A 21,796-nucleotide genomic window follows, 5' to 3' on the forward strand; every position below is an offset into this window, starting at 1 on the left:
GGCCGTGCGGGGCACCGGGGTTTTCCCAACTCAAAACTTGACTTTCGCCACATTCTTCCGCTTTAAGACCGCATCCGTTTCGCCGACATCGCCGAAACCACATCCGCCGACCGGGCCGCGCCAGCCGCTTCCATGAGCCCGGAGGTCAACGTCCGACAGCGCGTTTGCGCCCTCGGGCGCGAAACCGTTTGGCAATGAGGTTCTGACGCTGACGGTTTTCTGAGGCAAGTAGGCAGGTCCGCATGTTCGGCACGCTGAGCGAAAGACTCTCTGGCATCCTCTCGGGGCTGACCCGCAGGGGGGCGCTGACCGAGGAGGACGTCAACGCCGCGCTCCGCGAGGTGCGCCGCGCGCTGCTCGAGGCCGACGTCGCGCTCGAGGTCGTCCGCAGCTTCACCGACAAGGTGCGTGAGCGCGCCATCGGCGCCGAGGTGCTGAAGTCGGTCACGCCCGGCCAGCAGGTCATCAAGATCGTCAACGACGTCCTGATCGAGACGCTGGGCGGCGAGGGCGAGGTCATCAGCCTCGATGCCGTGCCGCCGGTGCCGATCCTGATGGTGGGTCTGCAAGGTTCGGGTAAAACCACCTCCACCGCCAAGATCGCCAAGCGCCTGACCGAGCGCAACAAGAAGAAGGTGCTGATGGCGTCGCTCGATACGCGACGCCCGGCCGCCATGGAGCAGCTCGCCGTGCTCGGCCAACAGGTCGGCGTGCAGACGCTGCCGATCGTCGCCGGCCAGTCGGCGGTGCAGATCGCCAAGCGCGCGATCGAGGCGGGTCGCCTCGGCGGCTACGACGTGGTCATGCTCGACACCGCCGGCCGCGTGACGCTCGACGATACGCTGATGGAAGAGGTCGCGCAGGTGAAGGCCGCGACCGGGCCGCATGAGGTGCTGCTCGTCGCCGACGCGCTGACCGGCCAGGACGCGGTCAACACGGCGCGCGCCTTCGATGCCCGCGTCGGTCTCACCGGCATCGTGCTGACCCGTATGGACGGCGATTCGCGCGGTGGTGCCGCGCTCTCGATGCGCGCCGTCACCGGCAAGCCGATCAAGCTGGTCGGCACCGGCGAAAAGACCGACGAGCTCGACGATTTCCATCCCTCGCGCGTCGCCAACCGCATCCTCGGCATGGGTGACATCGTCTCGCTCGTCGAGAAGGCGGTGCAGACGGTCGATGCCGACAAGGCGCAGGCCCTGGCGCAGCGCCTCGCCAAGGGTAATTTCGACCTCGACGACCTACGCATGCAGCTCCAGCAGATGGAGAAGATGGGCGGCTTCGGCGGCGTGATGGGGCTGCTGCCCGGAATGGCGCAGATGAAGAACCAGCTCGCTGCCGCCAAGGTCGACGACAAGATGATCGCGCGTCAGGTCGCAATCATCAATTCGATGACCCCGGCCGAGCGCAGGAATCCCGACCTGCTCAAGAACAGCCGCAAGAAGCGCATCGCCGCCGGCTCCGGCACCTCGCCGGAGGCGATCAACAAGCTGCTCAAGATGCATCGCGGCATGGCCGACATGATGAAGGCCATGAAGAAGCAGAAGGGCGGCATGCTCGGCAAGCTCGGCGGCATGTTCGGGCTCGGCGGCGGACTGCCTGCGGGCATGCCCGACCCGTCCAAGATGGATCCCGCTCAGCTCGAGGCGCTGCAGAAGCAGCTCGGCGCGGGCGGTGGCGGCCTTCCGCCGCTGCCGCCGGGCGGTTTCCCCGGATTGCCGAAGGGCGTCACCCCGCCGGCTGGCATGATGCCGAAGCTGCCGGGCCTCGGTGGCGGCGGCCTGCCGGGGCTGGGCGGACCATTCGGAGGCAAGAAGAAGTGAGACATCGTTCGGCCGTGACGCCTGCCGTCATGGTCGGGCTTGTCCCGACCATCCACGTCTTTGCGACGTCGAGGCCGGGTGAAGACGTGGATGCTCGCCACAAGGGCGAGCATGACGGACGAGTGCCCGGCGCGAGCCGGTAAGACCAATCAAGACCAAGACCAGAGAAAGAGAAGATCCATGTCCCTCAAGATCCGCCTGACCCGCGGCGGCGCCAAGAAGCGCCCCTACTACCGCATCGTTGTCGCCGACGCCCGCTCGCCGCGCGATGGCCGCTTCATCGACAAGATCGGTTCCTATGACCCGATGAAGCCGAAGGATGCCGCCGACCGCGTCGTGCTCGACACCGAGAAGGTCCAGTCCTGGCTCGCCAAGGGCGCCCAGCCGACCGACCGCGTCCTGCGCTTCCTCGACGCCGCCGGTCTTGCCAAGCGCCCGGCCCGCAACAACCCGAACAAGGCTGTTCCGGGCGAGAAGGCCAAGGAGCGCGCCGAGAAGAAGGCCGAGAAGGCCGCTGCTCCGGCTGCCGAAGAAGCCGCCGCCGAGTGAGCTTGTCTTGAAGACGGGGCTCCGTCATTCCGGGCGACCGAAGGGAGACCCGGAATCCATCCTAGAGCGGCGTCGCCCTTCGATGGATTCCGGCTCTGCGCCGCTTTGCGGCTTGGCCGGAATGACGAGCCATGTCTGACGAAAACCTTATCCTCCTCGGCGTCGTCGGCGCGCCGCATGGCGTGCGCGGCGAGGTCAGGATCAAGACCTTCACCGGCGATCCGCTTGCGATCGCCGATTACGGCCCGCTTTCCGACGACAAGGGCCGCAGTTTCGAGATCACCAATATCCGCCCCGCCAAAGAGGTGGTTGTCGCCCGGCTCAAGGGCGTGACCACGCGCGAGGCAGCCGAGGCGCTCAACGGCACCGAGCTGTTCGTAGCCCGCGACAGGCTGTCGGCCGGCGAGGACGAGGACGAATTCCTGCACGCCGATCTCCTCGGCTGCAGCGTGGTCGGGCCGGGCGGCGTCGTACTCGGCACCGTCACCACCGTCGAGAACTATGGCGCAGGCGACCTGCTCGATATCGAGACGCCGGACGGACGTTCCGTCCTGATGCCCTTCACCAAGGCCTTCGCGCCGCGCATCGACATCGCCGCGCGCCGGATCGAGGCCGAGCCGCCTCTGGGATTGTTCGAGCCCGACGATGACAAGCGATAGACCGGCCCGTGCGCTGATCTTCGACATGGACGGCACCATCGTCGACAACATGCGCTTCCATGACGACGCCTGGGAGAGCTGGCACGTCAGCAACCAATTGCCGTTCGACCGCAAGACCTTCGCGGCGCGCACCGCCGGCATGGCCGGCAACGAGATCATCTCCTCCTATTTTCCGCAGGCGGCCGTCGCCGAGCTCGATGCGATGAGCGACGCCAAGGAAGCCCTTTATCGGGAAGCCTATCTGCCGCATGTCGCCGCGAATGCCGGCTTCCTGGAATTGGTCGCACGCGCCGAGGCCGCCGGCGTGCCGATGGCGGTGGCGACGGCCGCGTCGCCGGCCAATATCGAGGTGGTGCTGGATACGCTAGGCCTGCGCCAGCGCTTCGCCACCATCGTCTCGCCGAGCCAGGGTTTTCGCGGCAAGCCGCATCCGGACATGTTCCTGGCCGCCGCGGAGCGGATGAAGGTCGAGCCGGCCGACTCATCGTCTTCGAGGATGCGCCGCTCGGCGTCGAGGCGGCGCGCCGCGCCGGCATGCGGGCGGTGGCGCTCTTGACCATGCTCGATGCGGGCGGCTTCGCGAATTACGACAACCTGATTGCGTCGGCTCCCGATTTCACGGCGCTGGACGGGCTGCCGGCGCTGCGCTTCGGTTAGTTTGCTTTTTCACCGGCGTGTCATCCCGGACAAGCGGCGAAGCCGCGCCGATCCGGGATCCATGCCTGAACTTTTTCGGTTACGCTCCGGCATGGATCCCGGGTCTGCGCTTCGCTTCGCCCGGGATGACCAGTCGAAACCAATCCTCTCGAACATCGATCGGCCATGCCCTTCCGCGCCTCGATCCTGACGCTCTACCCGGAGATGTTTCCGGGGCCGCTTGGCATTTCGCTGGCGGGCGAGGGGCTGCGCAAGGGGCTGTGGTCCCTCGATACCCACCAGATCCGCGACCACGGCATCGGTCGTCATCGCAATGTCGATGACAACCCGGCCGGCGGCGGCGCCGGCATGGTGCTGCGTTGCGACGTGCTGGCGGCGGCGATCGACGCGGCGGTGCCGGCGGATGACCTGCGTCCGCGCCTTTTGATGTCGCCGCGCGGGCGTCCGCTCCAGCAGCGCCAGGTGCGCGAATGGGCGGAGGGCCCCGGCCTCGTCGTCGTCTGCGGGCGGTTCGAGGGCGTCGACGAGCGCGTGATCGAAGGGCGCAACCTCGTCGAGGTCTCGATCGGCGACTACATCCTCTCCGGCGGTGAGATGGCCGCGCTGACGCTGCTCGATGCCTGTGTCCGTCTCATTCCCGGCGTGATGGGCAAGGTAGCCTCAGGTGAGGATGAGAGCTTCGAGAACGGGCTGCTCGAATATCCTCATTACACGAGGCCGCGCGAATGGGAGGGCAGGGGCCTGCCGGACGCACTGCTCTCCGGCGACCATGCCCGCATCGCGAAATGGCGGCGCGAGCAGGCGGAGAAGATCACGCGGGAGAGACGGCCGGATTTGCTCGCTTCTCCTTCTCCCCCTGCGGGAGAAGGTGCCCCGAAGGGGCGGATGAGGGGTCGCACCGCGGATTCTGATTAGCGGAATTGCAGGCGGTCCGGAAAGGGCAGCGCGCCCCCTCATCCGTCAGCGCTTCGCGCTGCCGCCTTCTCCCGCAAGGGGAGAAGGGACCTCACGGATACTCCGCCACCGGCAGCTTCTCAGCCAGCCACCCGCCCGGCCCCAATACACCACCCCGCACAGCCGCAAGATCGCGCCAGCCGCGTCCGGCGAGCTTCTGCGCGACGGCAACCGCCTGCGCACCGGTGCGATCGATCAGAACGATGCGCTTGCCGGGGTTGTCGAGACGAAGCCCGGCGATCCTGACCTCGAAGGCGGGCGCGTCGGCGTCGATCGGCACGGCGCCCTGTGGCAGGCCGGTATCGGCCCATTCCTCCGCGCTGCGGATATCGATCAGCACGATCCGTTTTGCCAATGCCGCTTCAAACGCTTCGCGCGGGGAGAGCGTATTCGCGCTTTGCCCGAAAACGAAACTGGCCGGGAGCACGAGGCTCCCGGCCAGAACAGTTCGGCGCGTTGCGGCGCCTCTCGTCATCCGCTTAGCGCAGCTCGGCGCAGAAGCGCTGGATCCGGCGGCAGGCCTCTTCCAGCTTCTCGTCCGAGGTGGCGTAGGAGATGCGGAAGTTCGGGCCGAGGCCGAAGGAGGAGCCGTGCACGGCCGCGACCGCCTCGGCTTCCAGGAGACCCATCACCAGATCCTCGTCCGTCACGATCTTCTGGCCGTTCGGCATGGTCTTGCCGATCAGCTCCGAGCAGTCCGGATAGACGTAGAAGGCGCCTTCCGGCGTCGGGCACTTCAGGCCACGGGTCTGGTTCAGCATGGAGACGACGAGATCGCGGCGGCGCTCGAAGGCCTTCTTGAACACCGGCAGATGGTCCTGAGGGCCATCCAGAGCCTCGACGGCGGCCCATTGCGAGATCGCCGAGGTGCCCGAGGTCTGCTGGCCCTGGACCAGATCCATCGCCTTGATCAGGTGTTCGGGGCCGGCGGCGTAGCCGATGCGCCAGCCGGTCATGGCGTAGGACTTCGAGACGCCGTTCATGGTCAGCGTGCGCTCGTAGAGGGCGGGCTCGACCTGCGCCGGGGTGACGAACTGGAAGTCGCCATAGACGAGGTGCTCGTACATGTCGTCGGTCAGCACCCAGACATGCGGATGGCGCATCAGCACATCCGTGAGCTTCTTCATTTCGGCGTGGCTGTAGGCGGCGCCTGACGGGTTCGACGGCGAGTTCAGGATCACCCACTTGGTCTTCGGGGTGATGGCTTTCTCGAGGTCTTCCGGCTGCAGCTTGAAGTCGTTCTTCAGGGAGGTCTCGGCGAAGGTCGCCGTGCCGCCGCAGAGCGCCACCATCTCGGGATAGCTGACCCAGTAAGGCGAGACGCAGACGACCTCGTCGCCAGGGTTCAGCGTGGCCAGCAGCGCGTTGTAGATGACATGCTTGCCGCCGGTCGAGACGATGGTCTGGCTCGCCTTGTAGTCGAGGCCGTTCTCGCGCTTGAACTTGCGGGCGACGGCCTCGCGCAGCTGCGGAATGCCGGGAACGGGGGTGTACTTGGTCTCGCCACGGCGGATCGCGGCGATGGCCGCCTCCTTGATATTGTCCGGCGTGTCGAAATCGGGCTCGCCGACGGAGAGCGAGATCACATCCTTGCCCTGGGCTTTCAGGTCACGGGCCTTCTGCGTGATCGTGATGGTCGCTGACGGCTTCACGCGCTTCAGGGCATCGGCAAGAAAGGCCATGGGACTGGTCTCCGGAGGAGCGGGAGGGTGAGCGCCCGATGAGGCGCGCGCGTGGTTTATGACTCGGCGGCCGTGATCGCAAGCGCAACTGCTTGATGTTTTGCAGAAGCGTCATGAATTTAGAGCCTCTAACAAAATCCGGAGGGGTCTCGATGGGCTTTGGAGGGCCGCCTGCGGCGTCGGAGCGACTTGCCGATATCAAAAATATCGGCTTCGCGCTCCTCCTGGCATCCGTCTCCTCCAAAGCCCATCGAGACCCCTCCGGATTTTGTTAGAGGCTCATGGAGCGGTTTGCCCTTGCGGCCACAGCATGCGAAGGCCGGGGCATGACGAGCGCTGCCGCAACCATCGCGATCTATGTCGATGCCGACGCCTGCCCGGTGAAGCCGGAGATCTACCGCGTCGCCGAGCGGCATCGCATCAAGGTGTTCGTCGTCGCCAACAGCTTCATCAATGTGCCGCGCGAGCCCTCGATCGAGCGCGTCACGGTCTCCGGCGGCTTCGACGCCGCCGATGACTGGATCGCCGAGCGTGTCGGGCGCGGCGCGATCGTCGTCACCGCCGACATCCCGCTGGCCGATCGCTGCATCAAGGCCGGCGCTGATGTGATCGGGCCGACCGGCAAGCCCTTCACCGAAGCCTCGATCGGCATGGCGCTGGCGACGCGGGACATGATGGAGGATCTGCGCGCGATGGGGACCGTGCAAGGCGGGCCGAAGCCGTTCTCGCAGAAGGACCGTTCCGCCTTCCTCCAGGCGCTCGATCTCGCGATCCAGCGGCTCAGGCGGGCGGGGTTCGGTGGGTAGCATCCTCTTTTCGATCGGCTGCCCGACCCGCGCTGGATGTAATGGGCGGAAGGCCGAAGATGGGAACAGCTAGCGCTGCACAGGCGATCGAGATGGCCGCGCGCGACTCCCCTCCCCCTTGTGGGGAGGGGATGGGGGTGGGGGTCGCTCCGCTTGGTGACCGGTCTGACATCTCGCCCGACCAGCGCCGCCTCACGTCGACACGCTGCACCCGGTGTCCGACCCCCCACCCCTATCCCCTCCCCACAAGGGGGAGGGGAAGAGCTTCCCGTCATGGCGCGACTCGCGTCGTTGCTCCTTAGCGAAGCAATCCAGGGAGACGTAGAGCTCTGCCGCCCCTGGATTGCTTCGTCGCTGTCGCTCCTCGCAATGACGGTGGAGCGGCAGGAGGGAACGAGCCGGGCAGAAAGAGTTGGCGGCTATGACTTTCGCCCCGCTGGACGTTCGCGGCCGTTGCCCGTAAATCCCCCGCCCAATCAATGCCTCGCCGCACGGGCGGGGCCGGAGGACGTTCATGTCGTTGACCCGCCGTTCCACGCTCGGCCTGATGGCCGGCGCCGTCTTTGCTCCGTCGATCGTCCGGGCCGAGAGCTTCCCCAGCAAGGTCATTACCCTGGTCGTGCCTTATCCGGCAGGCGGGCCGACCGACGCGATCGCGCGCTTCGTCGCGCAGGATCTGTCAACCGCCTTCGGCCAGAACGTCATCGTCGATAACCGGGCCGGCGCCTCGGGCGCGGTCGGCACGCGCGCCGTCGCTCATGCGGCTCCCGACGGCTACACCATCATCTTCGGCAACAACCAGACGCACGGCAACAACATGTTCCTGTTGAAGGAGCCGGGCTACGACGCAGTCAAGGACTTCGCGCCGCTCGCCGGCGTCGGCGCCTTCGAGCATGCCTTCGTCGTCCGCAACGACCTGCCGGCCAAGAACATCCAGGAGCTGATCGCGCTCGCCAAGGCCGATCCGGGCAAGCTGAACTACGGCTCGACCGGCGTCGGCTCCGGCTCGCATCTGGCGATGGAGCTGTTCATGCAGCGCACCGGCATCAAGATGACGCATGTGCCGTTCCGGGGCGCCGCGCCGCTGGTGCAGGAGATCGTCGCTGGCCGCATCGACATCGCCAATTCGACCCTGCCGAGCGTGCTGGAGCAGATCAACGGCGGTGCCCTGCGGGCGCTCGCCCTCGCCAGCCCCGAGCGCAACCCGCGCGCCAAGGACATTCCGACGCTGCGCGAGCAGGGCGTCACCAATGCCGACGCGGATTCCTGGGCGGCGTTCTTCGCCCCCGTGAAGACGCCGGACGCCGTGCTCGACACGCTGTCCAAGGCGGTCATCGCCTCGCTGAACAAGCCCGAGACCCGTGAGGCCATCCTGAAGCTCGGCTTCACGCTCAAGGTGCGCGATCCGGCGGCGTTCAGGCCCTATCACGTCCAGGAAATCGCGACCTGGAAGCAGATCATCGCTGAGGCCGGCGTGAAGCCGGAGTAAGCGGCACGTTCGATCGGCTTCGACGGCCGAACGTTTCCAGTGGCCGTCATTCCGGCCAAGCCGCGTGAGCGGCGCCGAGCCGGAATCCATCGTAGAGCGCCAACGCCCTTCGATGGATTCCGGGTCTTCGCTTCGCTCCGCCCGGAATGACGGTGCCTTTTGCTGTCCCGGCAGGAGAGCCTTGCCCATGAATCTGATGCCCAAGCTCGCCGCCCGTCGTGAGGCGGGGAAGCCCGTGCGCGCGGCGCTGATCGGCGCCGGCAAGTTCGGCTCGATGTTCCTGTCGCAGGTGCCGCATATCGAAGGGCTCGAAGTCGCGGTTATTGCCGATCTCGATCCCGAGCGTGCCCGGGCCGCCTGCCGCAATGTCGGCTGGGACGAGGCGCGGATCGCGCGGACCCGTTTCCTCGACGACGGCGCTCAGGCAGCCCGCGCCGATGGCGTCGAGGTGGTGCTGGAAGCGACGGGGCATCCTGCCGCGGGTGCCCGGCATGCCCTCGCCGCGATCGAGGCCGGGCGCCATGTCGTCATGGTCAATGTCGAGGCAGACGTGCTGGTCGGGCCGGTGCTGGCGCGGCGCGCGAAAGCGGCCGGCGTGGTCTATTCGATGGCCTATGGCGACCAGCCGGCGCTGGTCTGCGAGATGGTCGACTGGGCGCGTGCCACCGGCTTCACCGTCGCGGCCGCCGGCAAGGGCACGAAATACCTGCCGGCCTATCACGACGTCACCCCCGACGATGTCTGGACCCATTACGGCCTGACGCCGGAGGCGGCGAGGGCGGCGGGCATGAACCCGCAGATGTTCAATTCCTTCCTCGACGGCACCAAATCCGCGATCGAGATGGCGGCGATCGCCAATGCCTGCGAGCTCGACGTGCCGGAGGCGGGTCTCGCCTTCCCGCCCTGCGGCGTCGATGACCTCGCCCATGTGCTGCGGCCGCGCGCGGTTGGCGGCCAGCTCGAACGCGATGGCATGGTCGAGGTCGTCTCCTCCCTGGAGCGCGATGGGCGTCCGGTCTTTCGCGACCTGCGCTGGGGCGTCTATGTCGTGCTGAAGGCGCCGAACGACTACGCCGCGGCCTGCTTCAAGCAATATGGCCTGCCGACGGATGCGACGGGCCGCTATGCGGCGATGTACAAGCCCTTCCATCTCATTGGCCTCGAACTGCCGATCTCGGTGCTGAACGCAGCTCTGAGAACCGAGCCGACCGGCACGACGCGCGGCTGGCGCGGCGATGCCGTCGCGGTCGCCAAGCGGGCGCTCAAGGCGGGCGAGATGCTGGACGGCGAGGGCGGCTACACCGTCTACGGCCGGCTGATGCCGGCGGCCGCGAGCCGAACCTGCAGCGCGCTGCCGATCGGGCTCGCCCATGGCGTCAAGCTCAAGCGCGATGTCGCAGCCGGCCAGCCGGTGACGGAAGCGGATGTGACGCTGGACGAAAGCCAACCGATCGTCTCACTTCGTCGTGAGCTCGTCGCAACGGCTTGGTGATCCGCGACGTTCCCTTCTATCTCTGGCGGGCGCGGAGGATGAGAGGGAGATGTCGATGCGGCTTGTGTCTGTAGGGCAGGTGTTCGCCGCGGGAATGCTGGCGGCACTGATTGCGGACACGGCTGCGGCCCAGCAGCGCTTCCCCTCCAGCGCCGGCGAACTCGCCGTCGAGACCGTTGCCAGCGGGTTGGAGCATCCCTGGGGCCTCGCCTTCCTGCCGGACGGGCGCAAGCTCGTCACCGAACGGCCCGGCAGGCTCAGGATCGTCGATGCGGAGGGCAAACTCTCCCGGCCGATCACCGGCGTGCCCAGCGTGGTGGCGCGCGGGCAGGGCGGGTTGCTCGGCTTGGCGCTCGACCCGGCCTTCGCGCAGAATCGCCTCGTCTACTTCTCCTTCGTCGAGCCGCGTTCGGGCGGCAGCGGCACCAGCGTCGGGCGCGGGCGCCTCAACGAGCAAGGCACGGCGCTGACCCAAGTCGAGGTGATCTTCCGGCAGATGCCGTCGATCAACTCGAACATGCATTTCGGCTCCCGCCTCGTGTTCGACAGGACAGGAGCGCTTTTCGTTACGGTCGGGGACCGCTACAGCCAGCGTAACCAGGCGCAGAACCCGGCCAATCATCTCGGCAAGGTCATCCGCATCCGCCCCGACGGCGGCGCGCCAGCCGACAACCCGAAGAAGCAGGGTTGGGCGCCCGAAATCTGGTCGATCGGCCATCGCAACGTCCAGGGCGCAGCGTTGCATCCCGAAACGGGCCGGCTCTGGACGGCCGAGCACGGCGCGCGCGGCGGTGACGAGATCAACACGCCCAAGGCCGGACTGAACTATGGCTGGCCGGTCATCACCTATGGCGTCGACTATTCCGGTGCGAAGATCGGGGAAGGGACGGCGAAACCCGGCATGGAGCAGCCGCTGTTCTACTGGGATCCGTCGATCGCGCCCTCCGGCGCGGCCTTCTATACTGGACCGGTCTGGCCGGCCTGGAAGAACTCGCTCTTCGTCGGCGCGCTTGCCGGCCAGATGCTGGTCCGGCTTTCGACACAGGGCGAGACGGTGACCGGCGAGGAGCGGCTGCTCACCACGATCGGCGAGCGCATCCGCGACGTGGTCCAGGGGCCGGACGGCTTCCTCTACCTGCTCACCGACGACGATAACGGCAAGATCCTGCGGGTGCGGCCGGCGAAGTGAAGCCGGGCGATCGATTGGCGCCGTCATTCCGGGGCGCAGCGAAGCTGCGAGCCCGGAACCCATGAACACAGGTTTAAGACAAGGAAGCGCAGCCGGAGCAGCCACACCTGGCGCGACCTGTGTTCATGGGTTCCGGGCTCAAGCGCTGCGCGCTTGCCCCGGAATGACGGCAGCGGGTCTGCTACAAACGAACTCCGCTCTCACGGCCCGCAATCCCACTCGCTTTCGACGGCGAAGACCTTGCGGGTCGAGAGGTGACCGTTCGCATCATAGAGGTCGCCGACATAGTACTCTGTGCCGGCGGCATCGCGCGTGCTGCGCTCGACCTGCAGCGACCAGCCATAGCCGAGCTGCTTGCCGCCCTGCCAGCTGCGATGGATGGCGGCCGGCGAGGCGGCAGAGAGGATGCGGGCCGTATCGCTGCTCGGGCTGCAGGTTGGGCCGGCGATCGCCGCCGCCGGGGTGAGCACGAGGCCGCAGAAGATCAATGCCGTCTTGTTCAAGGCTGGTATCCCTAGTCGGTTGGTCGGTTGAGGCGCCGGCCGGGTCGAAGCGCCGTCTGCTCAGCCCTTGGCGTGGAAGATGAAGAAGGCCCCCGCCGCGATCAGGGCGAAGCCGATGGCGTGGTTCCAGCTCAGCGATTCCTTGAGCCAGAAGACGGAGAAGCCGGCGAAGACGGTGAGGGTGACGACTTCCTGCAGCGTCTTGAGTTCCGCTGCCGAATAGACGGCGGAGCCGATGCGGTTGCCCGGGACCGCCAGCATGTATTCCGGCAGGGCGATCATCCAGCTTGCGAGGATGGCGAGCCAGATCGCGGTGCTCTTGTAGCTCAGATGTCCGTACCAGGCGAAGGTCATGAAGATGTTCGAGCCGAACAGCATCACGATCGGCAGGATATGGGCGAGGCTCAGGGAGGGCATGCCGGGAGCTTTCTTCGCGACGGCAGATGACGGGTGTTCGGCGCTGCTGTTCCGGCCGTCAGCCGAAGCGGAGCTTCATGGTGAGGATGATCAGGACGAGTAGGAGCGTCAGCGCATTGGCGGTGATGACCGGCCAGGACAGGATCTGAATGCCATAGCTCAGCCACAGCGCAGTGCCCGCGGCAAAGAGCCCCTGCGTCCACAGCGAGATCGCACGGGTGTCGCGGGTGCGGATGGTCCGCCAGGCCTGTGGCAGCCAGCACAGGCTGGTCAGCGTGGCAGCGGCAAAGCCGAGGAGCTCGATGGCGGCTGGCGACATGGCGGCGAATCGCGGGAGGAAGGTTTGCTCCCCCATAACGGAATTCGCTTCTTCGTGCCGCCATTCTCGACGGTTAACCTCCATTAACCACAGCGACCTAGCCTGCCCGAGCATCTGTCCGAATCGGTGGAGACCATGCGCGTCTATCAACTGGCCTTGCCACTCGTCCTGTTTGCTTCCGCGGCTTCGGCCCAGGGCAGTTTCCAGTCCTGCCTTGCAGGCCTCCGTTCGGAAGCGGCGGCCAAGGGCGTCTCGGGCGCGACCTTCGATCGGGCCATGGCCGGCGTCGAGCCGGACATGAAGGTCATCGAGGCGATGAACAACCAGCCGGAGTTCAAGACGCCGATCTGGGACTATCTCGGCACGCTGGTCGACGAGGAGAAGGTGGCGGAAGGACGCTCGATGATGCGTCAGCATGCTTCGACCCTTGCTGCGGCCGAGCAGCGCTTCGGCGTCGACCGCCACACCATCGCCGCGGTCTGGGGCGTCGAGAGCGATTTCGGCAAGGCGCGCGGCAAGATGCCGCTCGTGCAGGCGCTCTCGACCGGCGCCTGCCTCGCGCCGCGCCGCAACGCCTTCTTCAAGGGCGAGCTGATCGCGACGCTGCAGATCATCCAGCGCGGAGACGTGCGCCCCGAACGGCTCTTCGGTTCATGGGCCGGCGCCTTCGGCCACACCCAGTTCATCCCCTCGACCTATCTCAGGCTCGCCGTCGACGGCGATGGTGACGGGCGGCGCGACCTCGTCGACTCCATTCCCGACGCGCTGCATTCGACCGCGAATTTCATGGCCAAGGCCGGCTGGGTGACTGGCGCGACCTGGGGCTACGAGGTGCGCGTGCCCAATGGCTATTCTGGCCCGACTGGACGCAATCCCAAGCAGCCGGTCTCGACATGGGCGGCGCGCGGCATCGTAAAATACGATGGCTCGCCGCTGAACGGCACCGGCAATGCCGGCCTGCTGATGCCGGCCGGCAGCAACGGGCCGGCCTTCCTCGTCTTCAAGAACTATGATGCCGCTTACAGCTATAACGGCGCGGATTCGTACGCGCTCGCCATCTCGCTGCTCTCCGACCGGCTGCGGGGCCGGCCGGGCGTGCAGGGAGAGTGGCCGACGGACGATCTGCCGCTTTCCCGCGAACAGCGGCGCGAACTGCAGCGCCTGCTGATCGCCCGCGGCTACAATGTCGGCGAGCCGGACGGCGCGGTGGGGTCGCTGACCCGGACGGCGATCAAGGAGATCGAGGCGAAGCTCGGCATGCCCCAGACCGGGCGGCCGGGCGAGAAGGTGTTGCGCGCGCTGAAGAACGGGCGGGTTTAACCGCAGGCGAGACCACGCCGTCATTCCGGACAAGCCGCGGAGCGGCGCCGATCCGGAATCCATCATGGAGCGCTGCGCGCTACAGTGGATTCCGGGTCTGCGCTTCGCTTCGCCCGGAATGACGGTGCATTTTCCTTGGCCGGCCGATCGCTCTGCCACCTTTCCAGAAATCGGGTGGTGCCGTGCTTCGACTCTCGCGAAGCCGGTGCTCGACCACAAGGAGCAATCACATGACACGCCGCCTCATTTCCACTGGCTCGCCCTTCGAGCGCTCCTTCGGCTATTCGCGCGCCGTCATCGACGGCGATCTCGTCTTCGTCTCCGGTACGACGGGCTACGATTACGCGACCATGACGCTGCCGGAGGATGCCGCCGAGCAGGCGCGCAACATCTTCCGCACGATCAGCTCCGTGCTGGAGGAGGCCGGCTCGTCCCTGTCGCAGGCCCTGCGGGCGCAGTACTTTGTTACCGACCGCAGTTATTGCGAGCCGGTTCTGGCCGTCTGCGGCGAATTCTTCCGCGAGATCCGCCCGGCCGCCGGCATCTATGTCGTCGCCGGACTGCTCAAGCCGGAGATGAAGGTCGAGATCGAGGTGACCGCACGTCTCAAGCCGGTCTGAGCCTTCGTCGAAGAGCCCGCATGGCGGCGTCTCGGAGTATCTGATATATCTCTTGCCTGACTCGAGCGGGCCGCCAGGAGCCCGAGGGCAGCAAGAGGGATGATGCCATGCCGATTGATCGCCGTAAGCTTTTGAAAGGGACGGCCGCACTGGCTAGTTCGGCCTTCATGGCGCCGAAGAGCTTTGCCCAGGCGCGTGCCGGGATGCTGCGCTTCATTCCGTCGACGCCGCTGCCTTCGCTCGATCCGATCGTGGCGACGAGCTATGTCATCCGCAATCACGGCTACCTGATATATGATACGCTGTTCGCGACGGATGCGCAGTTCGGCATCCAGCCGCAGATGGTGCAGAGCTGGGAGACCGCTCCGGACGGGCTGCGCTGGACCTTCCACCTGCGCGACGGCCTGACCTTCCACGACGACCAGCCGGTGCGGGCGCAGGACTGCATCGCCTCGATCAAGCGCTGGTCGGCGCGCGATGCCTTCGGGCAGACCTTCGCCACCTTCGTCGAGGGCTATGACGTCGTCGACCCCCGCACGTTCGCGGTGCGGCTGAAGAAGCCCTTCCCGATGCTGCCGGCCGCGCTCGGCAAGCTCTCCTCCAACGTGCCCTTCGTCATGCCGGAGCGGGTCGCCTCCGGCGATCCGTCGAAGCCGCTGACCGAGGCGATCGGTTCCGGCCCCTGGCGCTTCCAGGAAAAGCAGTGGATTCCCGGCCAGAACGCGATCTACGAGCGCTTCGCCAAGTACAAGCCGCGCGAGGAGGCCCCCTCCTGGGCCGCGGGCGGCAAGGTCGCCAAGATCGACCGGATCGAGTGGCTCGCCCTGACCGAGGCTTCAGCCGCCGTCGGCGCGCTCATGCAGGGCGAGGTCGACTGGTACGAGCAGCCGCCGGTCGATCTTCTGCCGGTGCTCAAGGGGAACAGCGAGATCACGATCACCAACGTGCCGCTCGGGCTGATCCTGCTGATGCGCTTCAACCACCTGCAGCCGCCCTTCAACAATCCGGGCGTCCGGCGCGCGGTGATGATGGCGCTCAACCAGGCCGACTACATGGAGGCGGTCGTCGGCGACAAGGCCTATTACCAGGACTGCAAGACCTTCTTCACGCCGGGCTCGCCGATGTCGACCGGAGCAGGGGGCGCCGAGGCGCTCGGCAACAATCTCGAGCGCGGCAAGGCGATGCTGCAGGAGGCTGGCTACAAGAACGAGAAGGTCGTGCTGCTCGCGCCGGCCGACCAGCCGATCGCCTACAACCAGTGCCTCGTCACCGAGCAGCTGCTGAAGAAGCTCGGGATGAACGTCGATCTTGTCGCGACCGACTGGGCGAGCTTCATCGGCCGCCGCTCCAATCGCGGCGGGCCGGAGCAGGGCGGCTGGTCGGTGTTCCACACGCTCTGGTCCGGCGCCGACGTGCTCAACCCGGCGCTGCATCCGCTGGTGCGCGCCAATGGTGCGGCCGCCTGGTTCGGCTGGCCGGATGATCCGACGCTGGAAGGCTTGCGCGACCAGTGGATCGCGACGCCCGACGCCGGCAAGCAGAAGGAGCTGGCCGCAGCGATCGAGAAGCGCGCCTTCGAGACCGTGCCTTATGCCCCCGCCGGGTTGGTGCAGCAGCCGATGGCCTATCGCAAGAGCCTCACCGGCATGGTGCTCTCGCCGGTCCAGTTCTTCTGGAACATGGAAAAGAAGGCCTGAGCATCGCTCCCGGCGCCGGCGCATGGTCCGCCATGCGCCGGCTTCGCACGCCTGGCGCTTGCGTCGTCACGGTTCCAACCGTAAGCACCGCCGCAAGACCGGAAACCGGTACGGTTCACGACCAAGCGCGAGGCAACGACCATGGCGACCCACAAGCTCCTGCTGCTCCCCGGCGACGGCATCGGCCCCGAGGTGATGGACCAGGTCGAGCAGATCGTGTCCTGGTTCGGCAAGCAGGGCCTCGCCTCGTTCGAGATCGAGAAGGGCCTGGTCGGCGGCGCGGCCTATGACGCGCACAAGGCGGCGATCTCCGAAGGCGACATGAAGCTCGCCCAGGACGCCGACGCCGTGCTGTTCGGCGCGGTCGGCGGCCCGAAATGGGCGGATGTGCCCTATCAGCATCGCCCGGAAGCCGGCCTGCTGCGCCTGCGCAAGGAACTCGGCCTCTTCGCGAATCTGCGCCCGGCGATCTGCTACCCGGCGCTGGCTTCGGCCTCCTCGCTCAAGCCGGAGGTTGTCGAGGGGCTCGACATCCTGATCGTGCGCGAGCTTACCGGCGGCGTCTATTTCGGCGAGCCGAAGGAGATCGTCACGCTGGAGGACGGCTCCAAGCGCGGCGTCGACACCCAGCTCTACACCACGCCGGAAATCGAGCGCATCTGCCGCGTCGCCTTCGAGCTGGCGCGCACCCGCCGCAACAAGGTCTCCTCGGCCGAGAAGCACAACGTCATGAAGACCGGCGTGCTCTGGAAGCAGACGGTCACCGCGCTGCACGCTGCCGAGTACAAGGATGTCGAACTCGAGCATGTGCTTGCCGACAACTGCGCCATGCAGCTCGTGCGCTGGCCGAAGCAGTACGACGTCATCGTCTGCGACAACCTGTTCGGCGACATCCTCTCCGACGTCGCGGCGATGCTGACCGGCTCGCTCGGCATGCTGCCCTCCGCTTCGCTCGGCGCGGAAGATCCCGCGACCGGCAAACGCAAGGCGCTCTACGAGCCCGTCCATGGCTCGGCGCCGGACATCGCCGGCAAGGGCCTCGCCAACCCGATCGCGATGATCGGCTCCTTCGCCATGGCGCTGCGCTATTCCTTCGGCGCGGGCGAGGCGGCGGACCGCCTCGAAGGCGCGATCGCCGACGTGCTCGGCTCCGGCACCCGCACCAAGGACATCGCCGTGCCCGGCGCGAACGCGGTCTCGACCAGCGAGATGGGCGCCGCGATCATCAAGGCGCTCGAAGCGCGCGGCTGACGCCCTTCCTTCTCCCCTTGTGGGAGAAGGTGGCCCGAAGGGCCGGATGAGGGGTCGCGCAGGTCTTGCCGTTTGGGTGTTCGGCTCGCGATCAACGTTGCGCGACCCCTCACCCTAACCCTCTCCCGCAAGGGGAGAGGGGACAGGCCGAGCCGCCTCTCCCCCTCGTGAATTGCCGTGACTCCGCTTTCATGGCCTAACAGCGGCCATAGCATCGGACCGAAAAGTGGAATCCACTTTTCGGAAGAATCCGATGCGATAACAAATCGGTAGATCACCGTTGTCGCGTCCGAACGGACGCGCGGCGATCTAGCGAAAGCGGAGTATGTCCGTCATGCTGATCAAGCGCCGTGCCGGCTGGGAAATGCCGGAAGCCGAAGCCACGCCGGAGAGCGTGTTCCTCAACCGCCGCCAGTTGATGAGCGCGGGAGCGGGGTTGATCGCGGGGGCGGCATGGCCTGGCCTCGCGGCAGCGGAGGCGCCCGATCCGACGCTCGATCTCTACCCCGCCAAGCGCAACGAGGCCTACAAGCTCGACGTGCCGCTGACCAAGGCGGAGGACGCGGCGAACTACAACAACTTCTACGAGTTCGGCATGTCGAAGGACATCGTCGATGCCTCGCGCCGGCTCGCGACGCGGCCCTGGAGTGTTCAGGTCGATGGCCTGGTCGAGAAGCCCTTCGAGATCGACTTCGACGAGCTCGTGCGCAAGCTGCCGCTGGAAGAGCGGCTCTACCGATTCCGCTGCGTCGAGGCCTGGGCGATGGCGGTGCCCTGGACGGGCATCCCGCTCAAATCCTTCGTTGCATTCGCCAAACCGCTCTCGGGCGCGAAATACATTCGCTTCGAGACCTTCCTCAACCCGCGGGTCGCGCCCGGCCAGGGGCAGCGCTGGTATCCCTGGCCCTATACCGAGGGGCTGACGATCGCGGAGGCGACAAACGAATTGCCGCTTCTGGTGACCGGCATCTATGGCAAGCCCCTGCCGACGCAGCACGGTGCGCCGATCCGGCTGATCACGCCGTGGAAGTACGGCTTCAAGTCGGTGAAATCGATCCGCAAGATCAGCTTCGTCGCCGAGCGGCCGAAGACCTTCTGGGAGGGGCTCCAGGCCTCGGAGTACGGCTTCTGGGCCAATGTGAACCCGGCCGTGCCGCATCCGCGCTGGAGCCAGGCGAGCGAGCAGGTGCTGGGCTCGCGCGACCGGCGCCCGACGCTGATCTACAATGGCTATGGCGAGCAGGTCGCCGGACTCTACAAGGGGTTGGAGAACGAGCCCCTGTTCATGTGAGGGGAAGCAGGTTTCGGGTGCCCAAGCCTCGCCGGGCCATGGTAGCGTGCAGCCACCATGTAGTTGGAACGACATGAGTCGCCCATGGCCACCCAGCATTTCCATCTCTTCGACACCGCGATCGGCAGCTGCGCGCTGATCTGGGAGGGCGAGCGCTTCATCGGCGCGCAATTGCCCGAACGCGATGAGGATACGGCGCGCAGGCGACTGGCGCGGCGCTATCCGGAGGCTGACGAGGCCGAGGCGATCGGGTTCGTCGCCGAGGCCGTGGCCGGCATCCGGGCGCTGTTCGAGGGCGAGAAGCGCGATCTCGCCCATCTGCCGGTTGCGCTGGAGACTGTTTCCGACTTCAACCGCAAGGTCTATGAGGTCGCGCGCTCCATCCCGCCGGGGGAGACGCTCACCTATGGCGAAGTGGCGCAGCGCATCGGCGAGCCCGGCGCGGCGCGGGCGGTCGGCGTCGCGCTCGGCCAGAACCCCTGGCCGATCATCGTGCCCTGCCACCGCGTGCTGGCGGCCGGCGGCAAGACGGGCGGCTTCTCGGCCGATGGCGGCGTCGAGACCAAGCTCAGGATCCTGACGATCGAGAAAGCGCGCACCAGTGCCGAGCCCAGCCTGTTCGGGGCGCTGCCGCTTGCGGCACGACCTGCCCGAAGCTGAGCCGCGCAATCACCTGTTTTTCTTGAAATCGCGCAATAGATCGCCGCACGTCCTATCGGACGCGATAACGGTGATCTATGCATTTGTTATCGCATCGGATTCTTCCGAAAAGTGGATTCCATTTTTCGGTCCGATGCTATAGCGCGCTTGCAGCGTGGTTGCTTGCGAGGCGCGCGCAGGGGCCGCTACTGTTTCGGCCTTTCCACGCTTCTTCGAGGGATATCATGGCCAAACTCAAGCTCGCCGTCATCGTGGGCAGCAACCGTCGCGACTCGATCAATCGCAAGCTGGCCCAGGCGCTGGTGAAGCTGGGAGCGAACGCTTTCGACGCGTCCTTCGTCCAGATCGACGACCTGCCGATGTTCAATCAGGATCTGGAGCCGAACCGGCCGGAGTCGACGCTGCGGCTGAAGCGCGAAATCGAGGCGGCCGACGCGATCCTGATCGTGACGCCGGAACACAACCGCTCGATCCCCGCCGTGCTCAAGAACGCCATCGACTGGGCCTCGCGGCCCCATGGCCAGAACTCCTGGGCGAACAAGACCGTGGCTGTGACGGGCACCAGCGGCGGCGCGGTCGGCACGGCGGTCTCGCAGCAGCAACTGCGCATGATCCTAAGCAATATCGCCGGCGTCGTGGTCGGCGGGCAGGTCTTCATCACCTTCAAGGATGATCTGGTCGACGCCGAGCATAACATCACTGTCGAGCGGACGCGGGCCTTCCTGCAGGGCTTCCTCGACAATTTCGCGAAGATCGCCGGCAAGCTCGCGGCCTGACGGGCCAGCGCGTCCCACAGCCATGCATTTTCGGGCGTCGCCTTGCCGGGCGGCGCCTTTTTTATGGCCGGCGTCGGGGCAAAAAAAAAGGGCCGGCGTCCCCGAGGGGAGCCGGCCTTGAAAGTTTGAAACATCTGGCGAAACCGCCAAACATCTCAGAGGGGAACGGCTGAAACGAACTCAACGCCGGGAGGAGATTGCGGAGCCCGTTCCGAACAACCGTGAGCACAATATTGAGCATGGCCTGCCGTTTTGCAATGCAGCATAGTTTGGGGCCGCCATGCGTAGATTGCATGCGATAGTGGCAAATGGTACGAATTTGAGCTTAAATGATTGAGAAATATGCATTCATTGCAAGGTCAAGCTTAGCTGGCGAGGCTGTTTCGTCCGGTTTCGCCGGGTGTTTGCGCCCCCTCTGAGTCTGAGGGACGCTTCGGTGTGCGGATTTGCGCATGGATTGCGCATCGCTGGTCACAATGTTGCCAGAATTGAAAACGGGCGCCATGGGCGCCCGATTCAAAGCCGTATCGCGTGCACTCGATCGCCGCGCGTCCTATCGGACGCGATAACGGCGATCTATGCTTTTGTTATCGCATCGAATTGTTCCGAAAAGTGGATTCCACTTTTCGGTCCGATGCTAGGGTTCGGCGTCAGTAGGTCCAGCGCTGGGCCTTCTGGATCAGGAAGTCGCGGAAGACCTGGACGCGGGCGACCGACTTCATCTCTTCCGGATAGACCAGATAGCTTTCAAGCTGCGGCATCTCGGTCTCGCGCATCAGCTGCACGAGCGGGGAGCCGGTCTCGATCAGATAATCCGGCAACACGGCGATGCCTGCGCCCGAATCGACTGCGCGCTTCATGGCGGTGATGTTGTTCACCGTCAGGTGGATCGGCCGCGGGTTGCGCTGGTCTCGCCCCATCGTGCCGAGCCAGTGCACTGCCGTCAGATAGGAGGGCGAGGTGCCGCCGAAGGAGAGGATGCGATGGTTGTCCAGATCGTCATAGGTCTTCGGCTCGCCGAAGCGCTTCACATAGGCCGGCGAAGCGTAGACGTGGAAGTGCACCGTGAAGAGCTTGCGCTGGATAAGGTCCGGCTGCTGCGGCTGGCGCAGGCGGATCGCGATGTCGGCCTCGCGCATCGACAGGTCGAGCTCCTCATCCGTGAGGATGAGCTCGACCCGGATGTCCGGGTAAAGATCCATGAACTCGGCGAGGCGCGGAGTCAGCCAGTGGCCGCCGAGACCGCGCGTCGCGGTGACCTTGAGCTCGCCGGACGGATGCTCGCGCGTCTCCGAAAGCTGCGAGCGGGTCCGCTCCAGGCGCTGCGTCATCTCGCGCGCGGCGCGCCAGAGCAACTCGCCCTGCTCGGTGAGGATCAGACCCCGCGTATGCCGATGGAACAGCGGTGCGCGCAGCTCCCGCTCGAGCGCCCCGATCTGCCGGCTGACGGCCGATTGACTTAAGCCGAGAACATCGCCAGCCTTGGTAAAACTGCCTGACTCCGCGACCGTATAAAATATTCTAATGCGGTCCCAATCCACCGCGCTTCCCCCGCTATGCGTTTTATGCATGATGGGGGATAAAGAGTTCGTGCGTCAATGTCCGTGTGACAAATGTCGCCCATTATCCGTACTTAATCTGGTTA

General features: G+C 66.1%; 22 protein-coding genes. 16 read left to right on the forward strand and 6 right to left on the reverse strand.

The window, feature by feature from the left end:
* Window positions 1-242 precede the first annotated feature (242 nt).
* The 5 genes from ffh to trmD all read left to right on the forward strand — a co-directional run bounded on the left by ffh (window position 243) and on the right by trmD (window position 4,600).
* The gene (gene ffh / locus FQV39_RS27265; RefSeq protein WP_149133151.1) at window positions 243-1,820 is read left to right on the forward strand and encodes a signal recognition particle protein; all 1,578 of its coding nucleotides are present in this window, start codon (window positions 243-245) and stop codon (window positions 1,818-1,820) included.
* A gap of 180 nt (window positions 1,821-2,000) precedes the next feature.
* Entirely contained in the window at window positions 2,001-2,369 is a 369-nt protein-coding gene (gene rpsP / locus FQV39_RS27270) for a 30S ribosomal protein S16 (protein WP_149133152.1), read from the forward strand.
* A 131-nt stretch (window positions 2,370-2,500) separates the two neighbouring features.
* Window positions 2,501-3,028, forward strand: coding sequence for a ribosome maturation factor RimM (gene rimM, locus FQV39_RS27275; protein WP_187640078.1), 528 nt, complete (start codon window positions 2,501-2,503; stop codon window positions 3,026-3,028).
* Window positions 3,015-3,584, forward strand: a complete 570-nt coding sequence (locus FQV39_RS27280) for an HAD family hydrolase (RefSeq protein ID WP_210251148.1) — start codon at window positions 3,015-3,017, stop codon at window positions 3,582-3,584. The genes rimM and FQV39_RS27280 overlap by 14 nt, the downstream gene beginning before the upstream one ends.
* Window positions 3,585-3,850: 266 nt before the next feature.
* Window positions 3,851-4,600, forward strand: coding sequence for a tRNA (guanosine(37)-N1)-methyltransferase TrmD (gene trmD, locus FQV39_RS27285; protein WP_149133153.1), 750 nt, complete (start codon window positions 3,851-3,853; stop codon window positions 4,598-4,600).
* Between the two features lie 91 nt (window positions 4,601-4,691).
* Here the strand turns inward: trmD and FQV39_RS27290 are convergent, their stop codons facing one another.
* Both FQV39_RS27290 and FQV39_RS27295 read right to left on the reverse strand, forming a co-directional pair.
* Entirely contained in the window at window positions 4,692-4,994 is a 303-nt protein-coding gene (locus FQV39_RS27290) for a rhodanese-like domain-containing protein (protein ID WP_187640079.1), read from the reverse strand.
* Window positions 4,995-5,118: 124 nt separating this feature from the next.
* Complete coding sequence (locus FQV39_RS27295) at window positions 5,119-6,321, reverse strand: pyridoxal phosphate-dependent aminotransferase (protein ID WP_149133155.1); 1,203 nt, start codon at window positions 6,319-6,321, stop codon at window positions 5,119-5,121.
* A 326-nt stretch (window positions 6,322-6,647) separates the two neighbouring features.
* Here FQV39_RS27295 and FQV39_RS27300 point away from each other — a divergent pair, with 326 nt between their 5' ends.
* The 4 genes from FQV39_RS27300 to FQV39_RS27315 all read left to right on the forward strand — a co-directional run bounded on the left by FQV39_RS27300 (window position 6,648) and on the right by FQV39_RS27315 (window position 11,297).
* Window positions 6,648-7,127, forward strand: a complete 480-nt coding sequence (locus tag FQV39_RS27300; RefSeq protein ID WP_149133156.1) for a YaiI/YqxD family protein — start codon at window positions 6,648-6,650, stop codon at window positions 7,125-7,127.
* Between the two features lie 514 nt (window positions 7,128-7,641).
* Entirely contained in the window at window positions 7,642-8,616 is a 975-nt protein-coding gene (locus FQV39_RS27305; RefSeq protein ID WP_149133157.1) for a Bug family tripartite tricarboxylate transporter substrate binding protein, read from the forward strand.
* A 187-nt stretch (window positions 8,617-8,803) separates the two neighbouring features.
* Window positions 8,804-10,108: an NAD(P)H-dependent oxidoreductase gene (locus FQV39_RS27310; RefSeq protein WP_149133158.1), complete on the forward strand. Its 1,305-nt coding sequence runs from the start codon at window positions 8,804-8,806 to the stop codon at window positions 10,106-10,108.
* A gap of 55 nt (window positions 10,109-10,163) precedes the next feature.
* Complete coding sequence (locus tag FQV39_RS27315) at window positions 10,164-11,297, forward strand: PQQ-dependent sugar dehydrogenase (protein ID WP_149133159.1); 1,134 nt, start codon at window positions 10,164-10,166, stop codon at window positions 11,295-11,297.
* Between the two features lie 200 nt (window positions 11,298-11,497).
* On the opposite strand, the gene FQV39_RS27320 is transcribed toward FQV39_RS27315, so the two are convergent.
* The 3 genes from FQV39_RS27320 to FQV39_RS27330 are packed head-to-tail and all read right to left on the reverse strand — an operon-like array spanning window position 11,498 to window position 12,536.
* Entirely contained in the window at window positions 11,498-11,800 is a 303-nt protein-coding gene (locus FQV39_RS27320; protein WP_149133160.1) for a hypothetical protein, read from the reverse strand.
* A gap of 60 nt (window positions 11,801-11,860) precedes the next feature.
* Window positions 11,861-12,217 carry a DMT family protein gene (locus FQV39_RS27325; protein ID WP_149133161.1) on the reverse strand — a complete coding sequence of 119 codons (357 nt, stop codon included), beginning with the start codon at window positions 12,215-12,217 and terminating at the stop codon, window positions 11,861-11,863.
* Window positions 12,218-12,275: 58 nt separating this feature from the next.
* The gene (locus FQV39_RS27330) at window positions 12,276-12,536 is read right to left on the reverse strand and encodes a SemiSWEET family sugar transporter (RefSeq protein ID WP_149133162.1); all 261 of its coding nucleotides are present in this window, start codon (window positions 12,534-12,536) and stop codon (window positions 12,276-12,278) included.
* A gap of 135 nt (window positions 12,537-12,671) precedes the next feature.
* Between FQV39_RS27330 and FQV39_RS27335 the strand changes: the two genes are divergently transcribed.
* The 7 genes from FQV39_RS27335 to FQV39_RS27365 all read left to right on the forward strand — a co-directional run bounded on the left by FQV39_RS27335 (window position 12,672) and on the right by FQV39_RS27365 (window position 20,151).
* The gene (locus FQV39_RS27335) at window positions 12,672-13,856 is read left to right on the forward strand and encodes a lytic murein transglycosylase (RefSeq protein ID WP_149133163.1); all 1,185 of its coding nucleotides are present in this window, start codon (window positions 12,672-12,674) and stop codon (window positions 13,854-13,856) included.
* A 230-nt stretch (window positions 13,857-14,086) separates the two neighbouring features.
* Window positions 14,087-14,476, forward strand: coding sequence for a RidA family protein (locus tag FQV39_RS27340; RefSeq protein WP_149133164.1), 390 nt, complete (start codon window positions 14,087-14,089; stop codon window positions 14,474-14,476).
* Window positions 14,477-14,583: 107 nt separating this feature from the next.
* A complete protein-coding gene (locus tag FQV39_RS27345; RefSeq protein WP_149133165.1) occupies window positions 14,584-16,173 on the forward strand; it encodes an ABC transporter substrate-binding protein in 1,590 nt (529 codons plus the stop codon).
* Window positions 16,174-16,314: 141 nt separating this feature from the next.
* Window positions 16,315-17,424, forward strand: a complete 1,110-nt coding sequence (leuB, locus tag FQV39_RS27350) for a 3-isopropylmalate dehydrogenase (RefSeq protein WP_149133166.1) — start codon at window positions 16,315-16,317, stop codon at window positions 17,422-17,424.
* Window positions 17,425-17,758: 334 nt separating this feature from the next.
* Entirely contained in the window at window positions 17,759-18,715 is a 957-nt protein-coding gene (msrP, locus tag FQV39_RS27355; RefSeq protein ID WP_149133167.1) for a protein-methionine-sulfoxide reductase catalytic subunit MsrP, read from the forward strand.
* 84 nt (window positions 18,716-18,799) lie between these two features.
* On the forward strand, window positions 18,800-19,375 hold the full coding sequence (locus FQV39_RS27360; protein WP_149133168.1) for a methylated-DNA--[protein]-cysteine S-methyltransferase: 576 nt from the start codon (window positions 18,800-18,802) through the stop codon (window positions 19,373-19,375).
* 224 nt (window positions 19,376-19,599) lie between these two features.
* Window positions 19,600-20,151 (forward strand): NADPH-dependent FMN reductase, encoded by a 552-nt coding sequence (locus FQV39_RS27365; RefSeq protein WP_149133169.1) that lies wholly within the window; start codon window positions 19,600-19,602, stop codon window positions 20,149-20,151.
* Window positions 20,152-20,801: 650 nt separating this feature from the next.
* Here the strand turns inward: FQV39_RS27365 and FQV39_RS27370 are convergent.
* Window positions 20,802-21,692, reverse strand: coding sequence for a LysR family transcriptional regulator (locus tag FQV39_RS27370; protein WP_149133170.1), 891 nt, complete (start codon window positions 21,690-21,692; stop codon window positions 20,802-20,804).
* Window positions 21,693-21,796: the final 104 nt, after the last annotated feature.

It is taken from the genome of Bosea sp. F3-2 (assembly GCF_008253865.1).
GTDB lineage: Bacteria > Pseudomonadota > Alphaproteobacteria > Rhizobiales > Beijerinckiaceae > Allobosea.

Coding starts and splice junctions, on each gene's coding strand:
- trmD (WP_149133153.1), top strand. CDS start 3,851: ATGCCCTTCCGCGCCTCGATCCTGACGCTCTACCCGGAGATGTTTCCG.
- FQV39_RS27345 (WP_149133165.1), top strand. CDS start 14,584: ATGCCGATTGATCGCCGTAAGCTTTTGAAAGGGACGGCCGCACTGGCT.
- FQV39_RS27360 (WP_149133168.1), top strand. CDS start 18,800: ATGGCCACCCAGCATTTCCATCTCTTCGACACCGCGATCGGCAGCTGC.
- FQV39_RS27335 (WP_149133163.1), top strand. CDS start 12,672: ATGCGCGTCTATCAACTGGCCTTGCCACTCGTCCTGTTTGCTTCCGCG.
- FQV39_RS27295 (WP_149133155.1), bottom strand. CDS start 6,321: ATGGCCTTTCTTGCCGATGCCCTGAAGCGCGTGAAGCCGTCAGCGACC.
- FQV39_RS27315 (WP_149133159.1), top strand. CDS start 10,164: ATGCGGCTTGTGTCTGTAGGGCAGGTGTTCGCCGCGGGAATGCTGGCG.
- leuB (WP_149133166.1), top strand. CDS start 16,315: ATGGCGACCCACAAGCTCCTGCTGCTCCCCGGCGACGGCATCGGCCCC.
- FQV39_RS27305 (WP_149133157.1), top strand. CDS start 7,642: ATGTCGTTGACCCGCCGTTCCACGCTCGGCCTGATGGCCGGCGCCGTC.
- FQV39_RS27330 (WP_149133162.1), bottom strand. CDS start 12,536: ATGTCGCCAGCCGCCATCGAGCTCCTCGGCTTTGCCGCTGCCACGCTG.
- rpsP (WP_149133152.1), top strand. CDS start 2,001: ATGTCCCTCAAGATCCGCCTGACCCGCGGCGGCGCCAAGAAGCGCCCC.
- msrP (WP_149133167.1), top strand. CDS start 17,759: ATGCTGATCAAGCGCCGTGCCGGCTGGGAAATGCCGGAAGCCGAAGCC.
- FQV39_RS27365 (WP_149133169.1), top strand. CDS start 19,600: ATGGCCAAACTCAAGCTCGCCGTCATCGTGGGCAGCAACCGTCGCGAC.
- rimM (WP_187640078.1), top strand. CDS start 2,501: ATGTCTGACGAAAACCTTATCCTCCTCGGCGTCGTCGGCGCGCCGCAT.
- FQV39_RS27325 (WP_149133161.1), bottom strand. CDS start 12,217: ATGCCCTCCCTGAGCCTCGCCCATATCCTGCCGATCGTGATGCTGTTC.
- FQV39_RS27300 (WP_149133156.1), top strand. CDS start 6,648: ATGACGAGCGCTGCCGCAACCATCGCGATCTATGTCGATGCCGACGCC.
- ffh (WP_149133151.1), top strand. CDS start 243: ATGTTCGGCACGCTGAGCGAAAGACTCTCTGGCATCCTCTCGGGGCTG.
- FQV39_RS27340 (WP_149133164.1), top strand. CDS start 14,087: ATGACACGCCGCCTCATTTCCACTGGCTCGCCCTTCGAGCGCTCCTTC.
- FQV39_RS27280 (WP_210251148.1), top strand. CDS start 3,015: ATGACAAGCGATAGACCGGCCCGTGCGCTGATCTTCGACATGGACGGC.
- FQV39_RS27310 (WP_149133158.1), top strand. CDS start 8,804: ATGAATCTGATGCCCAAGCTCGCCGCCCGTCGTGAGGCGGGGAAGCCC.